This window comes from Virgibacillus sp. 6R, assembly GCF_001895305.1.
Taxonomy (GTDB): domain Bacteria; phylum Bacillota; class Bacilli; order Bacillales; family Amphibacillaceae; genus Virgibacillus; species Virgibacillus pantothenticus.
In genome coordinates this window covers 4,584,790-4,600,495 of the sequence record NZ_CP017762.1, presented here as the reverse complement: position 1 = coordinate 4,600,495, position 15,706 = coordinate 4,584,790, and the positions used below count along the sequence as shown (strand labels likewise).

The 15,706-nt window shown below is 36.9% G+C and carries 13 protein-coding genes; 4 read left to right on the top strand and 9 right to left on the bottom strand.

Features of this window, described 5'->3' with window-relative positions:
* Nucleotides 1-158: 158 nt before the first annotated feature.
* Entirely contained in the window at nt 159-530 is a 372-nt protein-coding gene (locus BKP57_RS20775; RefSeq protein ID WP_050353536.1) for a MerR family transcriptional regulator, read from the bottom strand.
* Nucleotides 531-808: 278 nt separating this feature from the next.
* Here BKP57_RS20775 and BKP57_RS20770 point away from each other — a divergent pair, with 278 nt between their 5' ends.
* The 4 genes from BKP57_RS20770 to BKP57_RS20755 all read left to right on the top strand — a co-directional run bounded on the left by BKP57_RS20770 (nt 809) and on the right by BKP57_RS20755 (nt 4,666).
* Nucleotides 809-1,168 carry a lactococcin 972 family bacteriocin gene (locus BKP57_RS20770; RefSeq protein WP_072742272.1) on the top strand — a complete coding sequence of 120 codons (360 nt, stop codon included), beginning with the start codon at nt 809-811 and terminating at the stop codon, nt 1,166-1,168.
* Nucleotides 1,169-1,257: 89 nt separating this feature from the next.
* The gene (locus BKP57_RS20765; RefSeq protein WP_072742271.1) at nt 1,258-3,498 is read left to right on the top strand and encodes a DUF1430 domain-containing protein; all 2,241 of its coding nucleotides are present in this window, start codon (nt 1,258-1,260) and stop codon (nt 3,496-3,498) included.
* Between the two features lie 117 nt (nt 3,499-3,615).
* Nucleotides 3,616-4,260, top strand: coding sequence for an ABC transporter ATP-binding protein (locus tag BKP57_RS20760; RefSeq protein ID WP_175609399.1), 645 nt, complete (start codon nt 3,616-3,618; stop codon nt 4,258-4,260).
* 139 nt (nt 4,261-4,399) lie between these two features.
* A complete protein-coding gene (locus tag BKP57_RS20755; protein ID WP_156875388.1) occupies nt 4,400-4,666 on the top strand; it encodes a hypothetical protein in 267 nt (88 codons plus the stop codon).
* A 593-nt stretch (nt 4,667-5,259) separates the two neighbouring features.
* On the opposite strand, the gene BKP57_RS20750 is transcribed toward BKP57_RS20755, so the two are convergent.
* The 8 genes from BKP57_RS20750 to mutS form a co-directional block, all read right to left on the bottom strand.
* A complete protein-coding gene (locus tag BKP57_RS20750; RefSeq protein WP_072742270.1) occupies nt 5,260-6,486 on the bottom strand; it encodes a methionine gamma-lyase family protein in 1,227 nt (408 codons plus the stop codon).
* A gap of 4 nt (nt 6,487-6,490) precedes the next feature.
* Nucleotides 6,491-7,726, bottom strand: a complete 1,236-nt coding sequence (gene hflX / locus BKP57_RS20745) for a GTPase HflX (RefSeq protein ID WP_050352822.1) — start codon at nt 7,724-7,726, stop codon at nt 6,491-6,493.
* A 306-nt stretch (nt 7,727-8,032) separates the two neighbouring features.
* A complete protein-coding gene (locus tag BKP57_RS20740; protein WP_050352821.1) occupies nt 8,033-8,956 on the bottom strand; it encodes an AAA family ATPase in 924 nt (307 codons plus the stop codon).
* Between the two features lie 374 nt (nt 8,957-9,330).
* Nucleotides 9,331-9,555 (bottom strand): RNA chaperone Hfq, encoded by a 225-nt coding sequence (gene hfq / locus BKP57_RS20735; protein ID WP_050352820.1) that lies wholly within the window; start codon nt 9,553-9,555, stop codon nt 9,331-9,333.
* Nucleotides 9,556-9,598: 43 nt separating this feature from the next.
* Complete coding sequence (gene miaA, locus BKP57_RS20730; RefSeq protein WP_072742269.1) at nt 9,599-10,531, bottom strand: tRNA (adenosine(37)-N6)-dimethylallyltransferase MiaA; 933 nt, start codon at nt 10,529-10,531, stop codon at nt 9,599-9,601.
* A 24-nt stretch (nt 10,532-10,555) separates the two neighbouring features.
* Nucleotides 10,556-11,002: a Dps family protein gene (locus BKP57_RS20725; RefSeq protein WP_072742268.1), complete on the bottom strand. Its 447-nt coding sequence runs from the start codon at nt 11,000-11,002 to the stop codon at nt 10,556-10,558.
* 60 nt (nt 11,003-11,062) lie between these two features.
* Nucleotides 11,063-12,964 (bottom strand): DNA mismatch repair endonuclease MutL, encoded by a 1,902-nt coding sequence (mutL, locus tag BKP57_RS20720; RefSeq protein ID WP_050352817.1) that lies wholly within the window; start codon nt 12,962-12,964, stop codon nt 11,063-11,065.
* A gap of 112 nt (nt 12,965-13,076) precedes the next feature.
* Entirely contained in the window at nt 13,077-15,671 is a 2,595-nt protein-coding gene (mutS, locus tag BKP57_RS20715) for a DNA mismatch repair protein MutS (protein ID WP_072742267.1), read from the bottom strand.
* Between the last annotated feature and the right edge of the window lie 35 nt (nt 15,672-15,706).

Sequence of the window (15,706 nt, the reverse complement as noted above, 5' to 3'; positions counted from 1 at the left end):
TTCGTTTTATTCCCACTTTGGGCACGTACTAATATCCATTTGTTTCCCTAAACGAACCAAAATGTAAAGAGTACTTGATTATCAATTGCTGCCAGATAATTTTGATGCTTCTGGTGCTTCAAGCTCACAAGAAATTTAGGTTACATTTTGAACCGAGTTTAACGTGTGAAAAATCTAGAAAGATCACCTTGACGTAAGTTGGTTTTCCTATAAGTACCTGGTTCATTTAATTCCTGTCTTAAAATTCTCCTCAATTCCCTATCAGATATCTGGGATGATTCTGAATCTTTCACTTGTGATTCTTGCTTTGTTTTTCCTTCATTTAATAGCAACTTAATACCTGCGATATTTAGACCTTTATCTAAGTAATCCTTAATCTCGAGCAAACGATCAACGTCATTAAAAGAAAATAATCGTTGGTTGCCACTTGTTCTCTCAGGATGAATTAAACCGTGCTCTTCATAGTACCTTATTTGCCTAGCCGTTAATTCCGTAAGCTTCATTACGATGCCGATAGCAAATAAAGGCATGGAACGCCGATCCTTATCATTCAATTCATGACCCCCTAAATCATAATACTTTTTTATTATATGTCATGTAATCTAACATGTCAATTAGATGTCAGGTTATATGACATAAAAGTTGCTACTAACTCAATTAGTTATATTTTTTCAGATTTTTTAGAATATTAATTGCCAAGAGTAACGCTATATGCTACGCCCTAATTATAAATCTAAACATCACGTATTTTACTATTTATTTTCTGAAAGGGAAGGAAGGAATAAAATGAACAAAACTCCAAAAAAGGGTGCTTATCACTTTTCTGTCACTAGTACTAGCACTATCTTTCGGAGTCCCTGTTTTTGCAGATAGCGGTGGAATAGAATTAAAAGAAGATAGAGTTATTACTGTATTCGCAAGCAAAAAAGTAGGCGGCGGCACATGGGAATATGGTACAAAAACTAGCGGGATTCTAAAATGGAAAAGAAAAAAAGTATGGTCAAATTACTGGCATCCTAATAAAACTCACGGGTCTTCAGCTCAGCTAGGTGCAAAAACTCCAAATCGATCTTGTGTAAAAACAGATAAAACTTCATATGCCAGCCAAAAGAGTAAAAATACGAATCTAACAGGCTATGCGTATTGGAATACAAATTGTAAACTTTAATAAAATCGTGGAGCGTTCTAACGAAAATATAAAGTGCCATGAACGCTCCTTTTGAAACTACTCAATTCCACTCTGATGGGAGCCTTCCAATGAAAAGAATGGTATTTTTAGCACTTTTACTTTGTTTTTTGATAACTACCTATATTTCATATTGGCAAACTTTAAATCAAGAAATTAACTACATTGCGATGATAGAAAGAGAATTCGCTCAACCATTTTTTATGCCGGAACATAAAGCTTTAAAAAACCCGGATGATGTAAGTGAAATACTGGAAAAAGCAGCACTTGATACAAAAGTAAACTTGTTTCGCGGTGCCCAATATTACAGACCAGATGAGCAAATTGAATATATCAAATATATAATGATAACCAGCCCAAAGACGAAATTTTATCATCTCTTACAACCAATTCAAGGTGAAAAGATTTTATCGAATGAAGCCAGTAATTTATATATATCTTCTACTAAAACAAACAACAATAACCAGATCGGTCACATTCGCATATTTAACCCAAATATGCAGCTTACTATTAAATCATTGCAAACATCATTCGATTATCTACCTGTATATGGACGTTACTTTGTTGAAACAAAAGATGATAAGCAGCTAGATTATTTTCTAAATAGTCTTCTTAATGGGTTAAATACATATGTACAAAAACAAACGAAAACCGACAAGATCACATTTGAAATATCCGATTTACAGCCTTCGGAAGCTTTTATAAAACCAATAGAAGAGTTTTTTCCAAAAAAGGATTTATCCAATTTAAATACCAATAAGCAGTTTATGTTTATTTTGACCGCTTTTCTAATGATGTATTACATTCTAAAAATATCGAAGAAAATCGGGGTTATGAAACTACACGGAATATCTAATTTCAAGATTTGGTGGATTTTTATCGGGAAACTTTTAACTACAATGCTGTTAACGCTAACTTTAGTATCCTTAGTTTTTTCCGCTTTTTTAAGCCACCCTGTTTTTTTTATTAAAAACTCCATAACTCAGCTAGCTTTAGCTTATCTGATTCTCTCGGTTTTATCTTCTATATGTTATACATATGTTGCTGGAAGGCAATTAGATAAAATGATCAAAAATAAAAAGCAAACAAAAGTTGTATTCTTTTTAAATATCCTTAGCAAAATTATTATTGCTACATTTATTATTCTACTTAGTCTTGATGTGATCAGCCAGTATACTAAATTACAAGATGAACAGTACATGTTCAAACATTTGGATGAATGGAATAATATAGATGATTATGGTGTGATTGAGGCCTATACTGGATATACAACTGCTTATAGCCCAGAAGAGATGGAAAAGGATTTATCCAGAAGCGATCAGGCTTTTGCCGAATTATATAACATTTTAAACCGTCAAGGGGCTCTATATGTGGATGCTACAGAGTATGAAGAAGAGTTCTTGTGGCAAAATCGCGGTTATGCAGGGATTTTTTCCATGATAGTGAACCTGAATTTTTTAACGTACTCCCCTATTTATAATGCAGACGGAGAGCAGATACAGATAGACGAAACAGATAAAAATTGGATAATTTTGATTCCGGAACAATATAAACACGAAGAAAAAGAAATCCTAGATTATTTTAACGATTCAAGAGATTTTTATCTTGCATTGGATCAAGGGCAAGAGCTAAAGATCATCTGGATACAAAAGGACCAACGTGTATTTAGTATGAATCCGGAAGTGTCTTCCCAAAATAACAACTTAATTATAGATCCAGTGATACACATAAAAACTGAAAAAAATCATCTTTTTACTTATCGGGGTGGTATACTAGGAAAAGGGCTTGGAGATCCATTAAAAGTAAAATTAAAAAATAACGATGCCGTAGCAACATATAAGACGATCGAGTCAGAGTTGGAACGTCTAAAATTGGAGAGTAGTATTGACATACGGACAAATCAGGAATTCATAAATAAAAGACTGGAAAGCCTAGATCAAGATATTAAAAGTATATTATTGGTGATATTAGGAATGCTAGGCATTTATATCTTTTTAACGATACAAAATTTGCTCATATATTTTGATAAATACGCAAAACAATTTATAATTAAACGCTTGTTCGGTGTTCATTTTATAAACACATACAAATCCGCATTTTTGTTGTTATTGATTATATTCTTTTTGTCTGTATGTATTAGCGTATTTATTGACATTTCCCAGTTGTATTCATTTACTAGTCTCATTGTCCCTTACCTAAGGGAGTTTTTAATAATTGTAATGATCTTGCTTATGATGGAAGTAGTAATAACCGCAATCGCCATAATAATAATTGAAAAAAGAAATAGCTTACAAGTGATTCAAAGTGAATAAATAATGCAACCTTTTTCAGTAGCCATTATTAAACAATAATGGTTTTGCGAAACAGCCTATAAGATTCAATAAGCGAAAGATATTTACCAGATAATTTAGTTAATGGAGGGAGGAGAAATGTTGGGGGAAATTTGCAAACTACAAAACATTTGTAAAATCTATGGAAATAAAAATATATTACAAAATTTTTCATTAACTATTGATCAGGGTGACTTTCTGGCTATTACTGGAATAAGCGGCAGCGGTAAAGCAACATTATTGAACATTATCGGTTTATTGGAAAAGCCTGATAGCGGTAAATTCCACTTGTTCGGAACAGAAAACCCATTTCGTCATTCACGGCTAGTTACTGAAATATTACGTCATAAGCTAGCTTATTTGTTTCAAAACTATGCATTAATGGATAATGAAACAATTAGCAAAAACTTAGATGTGGCTTTGGTATATTCTAAAAAAACAAAGAAGGAAAAGGAAAAACTAAAAAAAGAAGTCCTCGCTCAAACTGGATTAGATTTAGAGCTAAATCAGAAAGTATATGAACTTTCAGGAGGAGAACAGCAGCGTTTAGCCATTTCTAGGATGTTATTAAAACCGTTTGAATTAGTTCTAGCAGACGAGCCTACGGGTTCGTTAGATGCTACGAATCGTGATGAAATTCTAAACATCTTAAAACAACTTCATCAGAACGGTAAAACAATTGTTATTGTTACCCATGACTTTACCGTTTCAAGTATATGTAACAGGCTAATTCAATTAGGCTAACTAAAGCTATTCTTATATCATAACTGTTTCGTGTAAAATGTAAGTAGCCACACTAACACATACACGGAGGTGCTGTTATGAGCGACAAACATCTTACCCGCATTTGACAAGCACGTATAGAACGCTATATGATCAAGAAATGTCTATTCGTGCGCTTCTCAAAACGTTAATAGGATTGTTGATATACCAACGTTTACAAGAGCCTTTTGGTCAAATCGATAAAAATATTACAAAGCACTTACTAGGCTTAAAGCATCGGCATCTTGCTGGAGCTTTTTTTCTGGCATTAATTCCAGATAATAATTTTGTGTCTTATGAATATATATCCCCTAATCTCTTTGAAGTAAATGCACCTAATCATGCCTTGAGCAAATCAAATGATGTATGTGTATCTCTTAAACCGTGAAAAGTAGTTTTTTAATGGCGAGTTTCTTCAATAACTCAGCTAACTGTTTTATTTAAAACCCCTGAAGCTAAAAATATTTACGGATACAAATTCGTGAATAATCCAATGAAATTTTATATTACTATTTGGAAACTAGATAGGTCTTTTCGTTCTTTCTGCATTTATCCAAACTATTGTTACTCATGTTTAAGCTAAACATAGCCACTCCAAATTCTATAAATAACAGAGCGGATAAAGTGAATCTTCAATCAGTAGGGCTTTCATTCATCTCCCACGGCTTGTTAGTGCCGTAATGGTATACCTAATAAAAGCCTTACGAAACAGGGCATTTAGGTGCTGTTACCAATTAGATTGTAGCAGTATAAATTATCCAACTCCTGAAGCGTCTTACAGCACCTCTTATACACAGGATAAATCGGTTTGTTCTAATTAAAACTTCATGGATCAAACATTGTAATAGTTTACGGAAAACTCTAACCCGATATCCTCCTTTAATACTCCTCAGGCTCCCAGCATTGGGAGTCTTATGTCTCTCCACATGTTGCTCGGTTCCATTTGAGCACTAGGCTTTCCATTTATAACTTGTTATTTCATCATCTTTGCTGTAACTTTCTCAGTGCTTCCGTAATAGCTATCTTCACATGTGCATACGTTAGACCTCCTTGGACAAAGGCGATATATGGAGGACGTAACGGTCCATCAGCAGATAACTCAATACTTGCGCCTTGAATAAATGTTCCTGCTGCCATAATCACTTCGTCTTCATATCCTGGCATTTCACTCGGATACGGTTTTACATAAGCGTTTACTGGTGAGTTCTCTTGTATTGCTTGGCAAAATGTAATCATTTCTTGCCTGTCCAAAAACGTGACAGATTGAATCAAATCTGTACGGTTTACCTCATAATGTGGCGATGTTGTATATCCAGCCAATTCCATAAGTCTTGAAGTAAATACCGCACCTTTAAGAGCCTCACCGACAATATGAGGAGCAAGGAAAAAGCCTTGAAACATTTCCTGTAAAACATGAAATGTTGCGCCTGTCTCTTTACCAAGTCCAGGCGCAGTTAAGCGATTGGCACATTGCTGGACTAAAGCTTCTGTTCCAACAATATAACCACCTGCTCGGACAATTCCACCGCCAGGATTTTTTATTAAGGAACCAGCGATTAAATCCGCACCTACATGTGGCGGTTCGAGTTCCTCGACAAATTCGCCATAGCAATTATCAACAAATACAATTACATCAGAATAAATGGATTTAACAAAGTTCACCATTTCTTTTATTTCTGCAATTGTAAACGATGGTCTATCGTCATATCCCTTGGAACGCTGAATGCCAATTACTTTAGTATTCTCATTCATCGCTTGCTTTACTGCTTGAAAATTGATCGCTCCATCCTCTAATAATTCTACATGCTGATAACTAATACGAAAATCACGTAAAGAACCTGCTGCTCTTCCTCGAATACCAATTACTTCCTTCAATGTATCGTAAGGCTTCCCGGTAATGTACAATAGTTCATCTCCAGGTCGTAAAATACCAAACAGCGACGTTGTAATCGCATGCGTACCAGAAACAATTTGCGGTCTAACTAATGCATCTTCCCCACCAAACACCGTAGCATAAACATTTTCCAGTACTTCGCGTCCCAAATCGTCATACCCATAACCACTTGTTGACTGAAAATGGCTGTCACTTACGCGGTGATTTTGAAATGCTTGCAATACACGCCTTTGGTTTTTCTCAACCACTGCATTAATCTTTGCATGTTGATGTTTACAATCCTCTTCTGCTTGTTTTGCTAGTTGGTCTATCATGTAGTTACTCCTCTAATAGTCGATTTAATGGGATATCTTTTCGCATATATCCTTTTATCTTGTATACTTGTTTTTCCTCAAGAAATAGCTTTGATTCGATAATGGTATCTTGCTCTAATTGCTGCAATAATTTCCCTTGGTCTGGCAAAAGGGACAAAGAATAAAATTGCCATTCCGCTTTTAACAGATTTTCTACTTTACGTAGTAGCTGCTGTATATCTGCTTCACGATGTGCAGTCATAAACATATATGGGTGATTCATTGGAATAACATCCTGTTCGAATAGATCCTTCTTATTATAGACAGTGAGCATTGGAATTGTATCAGCTTGAAGCTCTTTTAATAAACGTAAAACGGTATCCTGCTGCTGATTTAAATCCGGATGAGAGCCATCAACCATATGGATGAGAAAGTCAGCTTCTGTCACTTCTTCTAAGGTCGACTTAAAAGCAGCAATCAAAGATGTAGGCAAATCTTGCAGAAATCCGACTGTATCCGTAATTAATACTTTCATGCCAGAGGGTAATTGAATCTGCCTTGTCAGTGGATCAAGTGTCGCAAACAGTTGGTCTTCCTCTAATGAATCACTGTTGGTAAGTCGGTTAAACAGCGTTGATTTGCCTGCATTGGTGTAACCAACAATAGCAATTTGCACTACATCATTTGTCTTTCTTCGTTTACGGTATTGTTCCCGCTGTTTAACTACCGTTTGCAAACGCTGTTTTATGTCATGGATTCGTCTGCGGATATGGCGTTGATCTGTTTCCAACTTTGTTTCACCTGGTCCCCTCGTTCCAATTCCCCCTCCTAGTCTGGATAATTCCGTCCCTTGGCCCCGTAGCCTTGGCAGTAAATATTCCAGCTGAGCCAGTTCTACTTGTAATTTCCCCTCTTTCGTTCGAGCCCGCTGAGCGAAAATATCTAAGATCAATTGGCTGCGATCAATCATTCGGACTCCTAATGCTATGCTTAAATTGCGAAGTTGGATAGGTGAAAGCTCATCATTGGCAATTACTAAATCTACATCATTTTCCTGAACGGAAGTTATTATTTCTTCTATTTTTCCAGAACCAAGGTATGTAGCAGGGTTCATTTTTTCTCTGTTTTGAGTAAATATTTGAACGACATCTCCACCAGCAGTATTACTTAATGATTGTAATTCCGCAAGTGAAGATTCAAAATGAACGTTAGTCTGTTTTTGTTGCTTTACTGCTATTATTATTACTTTTTCGTTTGCCACAAACAGAACCTCTTTCTTTTCCTAATTGCGATCTTCCCCACCTATCATATCAAATCACTCAGCAAATGCCCAACAACAAAGTTTTTTCATAATGGAGCTTATTTTTTCGAACAATAATTCTATTTTAGGTAACAGTATCATTTTAAGGGAACTATTCAACATGAATGCCAGTAATCTATCTAATTACTACAAAGAGAGGAGGAAAGCTTCATAAATAAGGTTTTCCACCTATAAGCAGAGAGGGGCATTCACCAATGTGACAGCTCCCCTCTGTATCACATCCATACATAAAATTGTATAAGTATGCTAATTTGGTTTTAATTGCAAGTCTTTAATCGTTAAGTAAATAAGATCGTCTGCTGAAAAATGCTCCTTTTCCAGTAATCTCACTGCATGCATACGGATAGCGGCTTCAATAATATTACGAACATAGCGGGCATTGGAAAAATTTCGGTTGTACGCACGCGTTTTTTTAATTAAATGGGCTTTTAATTCCAGCTCCGCATCTCTAGTAAGCTGGTATTCACGGTCTGTAGCCATCCGTTTCGCAATCGATAGTAATTCGCCCGCTTCATAATCACGAAAATCCAAAATAAACGGAAATCTGGATTCTAACCCAGGGTTCAATGTCAAAAATCGTTCCATTTCGTAAGGATAGCCGGCTAGGATTAATACAAAATCGTGCTGATGATCTTCCATATGCTTTACTAATGTATCAATTGCTTCTTTGCCGAAATCTTTCTCACCGCCACGTGCTAATGAATAGGCTTCATCAATAAATAAAACGCCACCTTGTGCTTTTTGCACAATGGAACGTGTTTTTTGAGCTGTTTGGCCTATATATTCACCTACTAAGTCTGCCCGTTCCGCTTCAATAAAATGCCCTTTGGAGAGAAGATTCATATCATAGTATAGCTTAGCCAGCTTTCTTGCAACTGTTGTCTTACCTGTACCTGGATTCCCCTTAAACAGCATATGCAATACTTGCTGGTGATTCATAAGGCCAAGCTCTTTTCGCTTTTCATTGATTACAACCGTTGCATAAATTTCTTTAATTCGTTCTTTTAGTTGCTTCATACCTACAAACGAAGCAAATGCTTCATCAATATGATTAAATGGATTTTTCTTTTTCGATACTCGTTGGTCTGTATACGCCAAATGGGAGGTGCTTTTCTCCTTTAAAATAATATTTACTTGCCCGTTTCGATTGCTTATTAATTGTGTTTCCATATTATCACCCCTCAGTTACATTAGTATACGCTACAAATAAAAAGGTGTGACATTTGCCCATTTTAGACGAGAACAAAGGCGGGAAGCGCCCGTTTAGCAACGTAGCGAATGGAACGAATCAACTAAAGATTTAGGAATCATGCCACTAAAACAGGGGTATGCCGACGTCGGACGGCAAGCCCGGTTTTAGTCGACCTTCCTCTTTGCCGCGAACCGATGAGGCCTTATCGTAGGGCGCATTTCTAAAGTCGCATAGTTGCTGGGCGCTTGCGCCGGACGTGACTAGTCGGTTATTTCGTTATCCACAAGCACCTCATTTTATAGTTTCCTATACGATGAAAAAACGAGTGCACGCATGCACCCGCTTTTTATGTTTACTCCTTTTCCAGCTCGACGTTTTTGGCTGGTGAAAAGGTAGAAATTGCATGTTTAAAAATTAATTGCTGCTTGCCATCCGTCTCAATTAAAACCGTAAAATTATCAAATCCTCTAATAACCCCTCTTAACTGAAATCCATTTGTTAAAAAAACTGTTACAGAAATACGGTTTTTCCGAAGCTGATTCAAGTATTGGTCTTGAATATTCACAGATTGTGCCATTCTACTTCCTCCTCATTTCTATCTATATTATAATTAGTTCGACCTAGCTCTGAGTAAATCCTGCAAGATCAGCTAAAATATTTCTTAATTTTTCATCAATGGTTCCAGATGAAACATCATACCAAGCTACATCCATTTTATTGCGAAACCAAGTATATTGCCTTTTGGCATACCTTCTTGAATTTTGCTTTAATGTAGCAATCGCTTCATTTAATGATATTTCCCCGGTGAAATAGGGAATAAATTCTTTATATCCAATTGCTTGCATGGATTGTTCATTCGCATAACCACACTTATACAACCGATAAACCTCTTCCACAAGCCCTTTGTCTATCATAATATCTACACGCTGATTAATCCGTTCATAAAGTTCAGCTCGATTCATTTGTAATCCAATGATTTTCAAATGATATGGTGACTGTTTATTTTGCTGTTGCTCGTAGTCTGACATTCGTTTTCCTGTTGTTTCATAGATTTCTAATGCTCGTACTACACGACGATGATTGTTCGGATGGATTTTTTTAGCCTGTAGCGGATCCAATGCTTGTAACCGTTTATACAAAGGTTCTATGCCGTTTGTCTCTATTTCTTTATTAAGTTTTGCAACCACTTCGTCATTGCGCTGATACGTTGAAAAGTTATAGTTGTAAAGGGCAGCCTGTACGTATAGACCACTTCCGCCAACTAATATCGGGAGCTTATGTTTGGCTGAAATCGTTTCTATGTAATGTGCAACATACTGCTTAAAATCTGCAACCGAAAACGATTCATCCGGATGTTTCAAATCAATCATATAATGGGGGACCCCCTGCATTTCATCAGAAGTGACCTTCGCAGTACCAATATCCATACCTTTGTATATCTGCATGGAATCCCCGCTAATAATCTCACCATCATAATGTTTCGCTATCTCAATACTTAACTTTGTTTTGCCTACCGCAGTTGGTCCAACAATAGCAATGACTTTATTTTTCATTCATATTCCCCTAATTTGACTACGTTACTTTTTTAAATATGCTTTTAGCATCCAAATATATTTTTCAAGCTTACCTTGTAAGCCGATAAGCAAATCTTCCGTAGGACTGTCTTCCAGTTTCACGGCTTTTGGTAACCCTTCCTTTTGAATTTCCGTTGTCATTTGTTGTAAGTCATGAAGCAGCTGCTGGATAATTTCCTGTTCTTCATCATCGGCACTTGCTTCTTCCAGTGTTGCTTCTTTCAAATATTTTACCATTGTAGCTAAAGGTTTACCATTAATCATTAAAATACGCTCGGCTATTTCATCGATATCGTCAGCTACCTCCACATACATATTTTCAAACTGCTCATGAAGAGAAAAGAAATTTCTTCCTTGAATAAACCAATGATATCGATGTAACTTCACATATAGCACAAATTGATTGGAAAGCAATTGATTTAGAAAATTAATGAGTTGTTGATTCTCCACTGTACACGCACCTCTTCCATTTTTCCATAGTATGGCAAAATGGAAGCTGTTTTATACATATTACATAACCCGTTTAAACATTTTCTCCAATTCATAGGTTGAAAAATGAACTATAATCGGTCTTCCATGTGGACAAGTAAACGGATCTGTCGTTTGCCTCAAATGTTCCAATAGCTGCGTCATTTCATCGTGATTCAAATAATGATTTGCTTTAATGGATCGTTTACAAGACATTAAAATCGCAGCTTCTTCACGAATTTTTTCTACATCAATTTTCTCATCTTTCATAACCTGTTCGACCATTTCACGGATAATAGCTTCTTCTTGACCAGCAGGGAACCAACTCGGGTGTGAGCGAACAACATACGTTTGCTGACCGAACGCTTCAAAGAATAGTCCTGCAGCTTGTAACGTTTCTTTATATGCTTCAACCCAGATTGCCTCTTCCTTGGAAAATTCAAACGTTAGCGGAATGAATAGCTGCTGTAAATCATTCATCGGCTGACCTAGCTTTCGCTTGAAAAATTCATACTTTACACGCTCTTGTGCAGCGTGCTGGTCAATCATATACAACCCATTTTCATTCTGCGCTAATATATAAGTACCTTGTAATTGCCCAATTGGATACATTATGGGAACGCGTGGGGCAGCTTGTTCTGTTTTCACTTGTTCCGCTGTTTGTTCATTTGTATTTGTTCGCTCATCTGTATCTGTTTGTTCGTGCATTTGCTGCATTTCTGTACGCTGCACGGAGTAAGGTTCTATCTCTTCGTCGCCGGTGGTCTCATAAACATTTTCCTGCTTCAAGAGATCTTTATTCAGGTCTGCCGCAGATTTATTTGCAACACCGGGCTCGCGAACGCCAGCAGGATAGTTCCACTGCTTATTAGACGGTTCTGCGTTTAATGGTGTAAAATCAAAGCTATTTTGATACGACTTCGGTTTAGGTGTAGGCTTTCGTTCTATTTCAGGAATTAAGGTTTCTGCTCGAAACGTATCCTTAATAGTTTGTTCAATCGCTTGAAATAACTCCTTATCTTTGCTGAAGCGCACTTCCAATTTTGTTGGATGCACATTGACATCAACTAAAATTGGATCCATTTGAATAGCAAGAACAACAATAGGAGAACGCCCAATTGGCAACAGAGTATGATACCCTTGGGTAATCGCTTTGTTTAAAGCAATACTTTTTATATATCTTCCGTTAATAATCGTCGACATATAATTTCTAGAAGCTCGGGTTACTTCCGGTTTGGCAATGTAACCAGTTATGGAAAAGTCAAGCGTTTCATGGTTCACCGGCAGCATTTGCTTCGCTACGTTCATTCCATATACTTGGGAAATGACTTGTAATAAATCTCCTGTTCCTGCTGTTTTAAAGATTCCCTTTCCATTATGTGTCACTTCAAACCTTACTTCTGGATGGGATAACGCTAGGCGATTTAACAAATCTGTAATATGCCCTAATTCCGTATGAATGGTTTTCATGTACTTTAAACGTGCAGGCGTATTATAAAACAACTCGCTCACAGTTATTTCGGTCCCTTTTCTCGCTGCTGATTTCTGTTTTTGGATCAGTTTACCACCTTCTAAGCTTAAACTAGTACCTGCATGCTCTCCAGTAGATGTTTGGACAGTTAGTTTGCTAACAGAAGCTATACTGGCAAGCGCCTCGCCACGGAAACCAAGTGTACGAACATGAAATAAATCTGTCTCATTTTTTATTTTACTTGTCGCGTGGCGTAAGAATGCCGTTTCGCAATCTTCTTCTAACATGCCGTCTCCATTGTCTGTCACTTTAATCTCCTGTAATCCCGCTTCTTTTATATCGATTTTAACCCATGTGCTGTTTGCATCGATGCTATTTTCTACCAACTCTTTTACAACCGATGCTGGCCGCTCCACAACTTCTCCAGCTGCAATTTTATTAGCGAGTGCATCCGGCATTTGCATAATACGCATGCAAACAACTCCTTTACTGCAAAATTTCGGTTCAACGTCGTCTGTTTTATTTACGGATTGGAAATACTACCACCATACATCATGATGTCACGCTAAGGATAAAGCAATTCAACTATTTACGAGCCTTTTTCTGTAATTGATACAAAACGTTCATCGCATCCAACGGGGTCAAAGTAAATAAATCTAAGTCTTTTAGTTCTTGTATTACTTTATCGTCATGATTATTTGATTTTGACACTGGTTGATGTTGCTGTTTTTCCTCCGTAAAGAAAGATAGCTGCCCAGTTTGTTCGGTAGATGCTGCTTGCTCTGCCTTCGTTTCAGCTTCAGATTGACTAGTGCCTTCGAGTTCCATTAATATTTTACTAGCACGAGTGATTAAGCTTGACGGTAAATTAGCAAGCTTCGCTACATGAATACCATAGCTTTGATCAGCAGGTCCATCTTTAATTTGATGAAGAAATACAACATTTCCCTCGTGTTCTTCCGCCCTAACATGAATATTTTTTAAATTAGGCAATGTGTTAGCTAGATCCGTTAATTCATGATAGTGCGTCGAGAACAACGTCTTTGCTTGAATATGATTATGAATATACTCAATAATCGCTTGCGCCAACGCCATTCCATCGTATGTGCTCGTCCCCCGCCCGATCTCGTCAAATAATATCAAACTCTGCTCGGTCGCATTGGCTATCGCATGATTCGCTTCTAACATTTCCACCATAAATGTACTTTGACCAGCAACTAAATCATCTGCCGCCCCAATTCGTGTAAATATTTGATCGAAAATGAGAAGCTGTGCAGATTCACATGGCACAAAACAGCCTATTTGCCCCATAATGACAGTCAACGCTAATTGGCGCATGTACGTGCTTTTCCCTGACATATTAGGTCCTGTAATTAATAAAATATGACTGTGCTCATCTAATGCAATATCATTAGGTACAAACGTTCCGTCATCCATGACTTGCTCAATAACCGGATGCCTGCTCTGTTTAATGCGCAATTTCTTGCGATCAAATGTAGGGCGAACATAATTATTGGACTCACTAACGGTTGCAAACCCTTGTAGCACATCCACATAGCTCACCACTTCTGCTAACCGTTGTAACTCAGGAATATACGTCTTCATCTGCTCACGAATTTCAATGAATAATTGATATTCTAATTCAACACTTTTTTCTTCCGCTTCTAAAATTAGCTGTTCCTTTTCCTTTAGCTCTGGTGTAATATACCTTTCAGCATTCGTTAACGTTTGTTTTCTTTCGTAGCGTCCTTCAGGAAGCAAATGCAAGTTGGCTTTTGTTACTTCGATATAATAACCGAATACACGATTATAACCAATTTTTAATGATTTAATATTTGTTGCTTGCTTTTCTTTTTGTTCGAGCTCAGCAATCCACTGCTTACCATTTCTAGAAGCATCTCGATACGTATCTAGTTGCTCGTTATATCCATCTTTAATAATTCCGCCTTCTTTTATCGAGATCGGCGGGTCCTCTACAATACTTGTTTGAAGTATATCTACAATCTTTGGATCGATATAAATTTGCTTAGCTAATTGCCGCATTTCTGGCTGGGAAAATTGTAGTAAAAGCTGTTTTAAGGCTGGAATCTTTTGTAGAGAGCTTTTAAGTTGTTGCAGATCACGTGCATTTACATTACCAAATGCAATTCTTCCAGCAAGCCTTTCTAAGTCATAAACCGATTTTAACGTTTCTCTTAATTCATCCCGTTCCATAAACTGACTATAAAACCCTTCCACAATATTAAGTCGCTTCTCAATTTCGCGAGCATTTAAAAGTGGCCGTTCTAGCCATTTTTTTAACATTCTCGACCCCATTGCCGTAACTGTCTTATCAAGCACCCATAGTAAACTGCCATACTTTTCCTTTTTTATTAATGTTTCTGTAAGCTCTAAATTACGCTTGGAATACATATCTAAGGATAAATGATGCTGAAGTGCTATCACTTTTGCTTGCTGCATATGATCGAGCGAGCGCTTTTGGGTATGCTGTATATAATTTAATAATCTGCTAAATGCCGTTAATAGTTTTTCATCATGGAGATTTTCGCATAAATTCCGATATTCCGCATTGAACGTAACCTCGTCCTGATACGAAAGAGTAACATGCAGCCTCGATTTCAACTGTTTTTGTAAGTCCTCAGGCAATTGAGACGAGACAACAATTTCTTTAATAGGTTGATTGTATAATTCGTGAATCACGCCGTCCCAACCATCTTCAATAACTACCAGCTGATTTTCTCCCGTAGACAAATCACTATAGACAAGAACATAGCTCGTATCAAAATGAGACAAACTAGCAATATAGTTATTCTCTTTTTCGTTTAGCATCGTCTTTTCCATCACTGTACCAGGTGTAATTAATTGAATCACTTCCCGCTTTACTACACCTTTGGCTGTTTTCGGGTCTTCCACTTGTTCACAAATAGCTACTTTATAGCCTTTTTCTATTAAGGTTTTTATGTAATTTTCAGCAGAATGATATGGAACACCGCACATAGGGATAGGGTTCGGACTACCTGAATCCCGTTTTGTTAGTGTAATCTCCAGCTCCCTTGCAGCTTGAACCGCATCATCAAAAAACAGTTCATAAAAATCGCCTAAGCGAAAAAATAGGAATGCATCCTTATATGCTTCTTTTATGCTAAGATATTGTTTCATCATTGGTGTTTGCTTTGCCATGTTTTGTCCTCCAAAAAAACCGTAAAATATTCTTC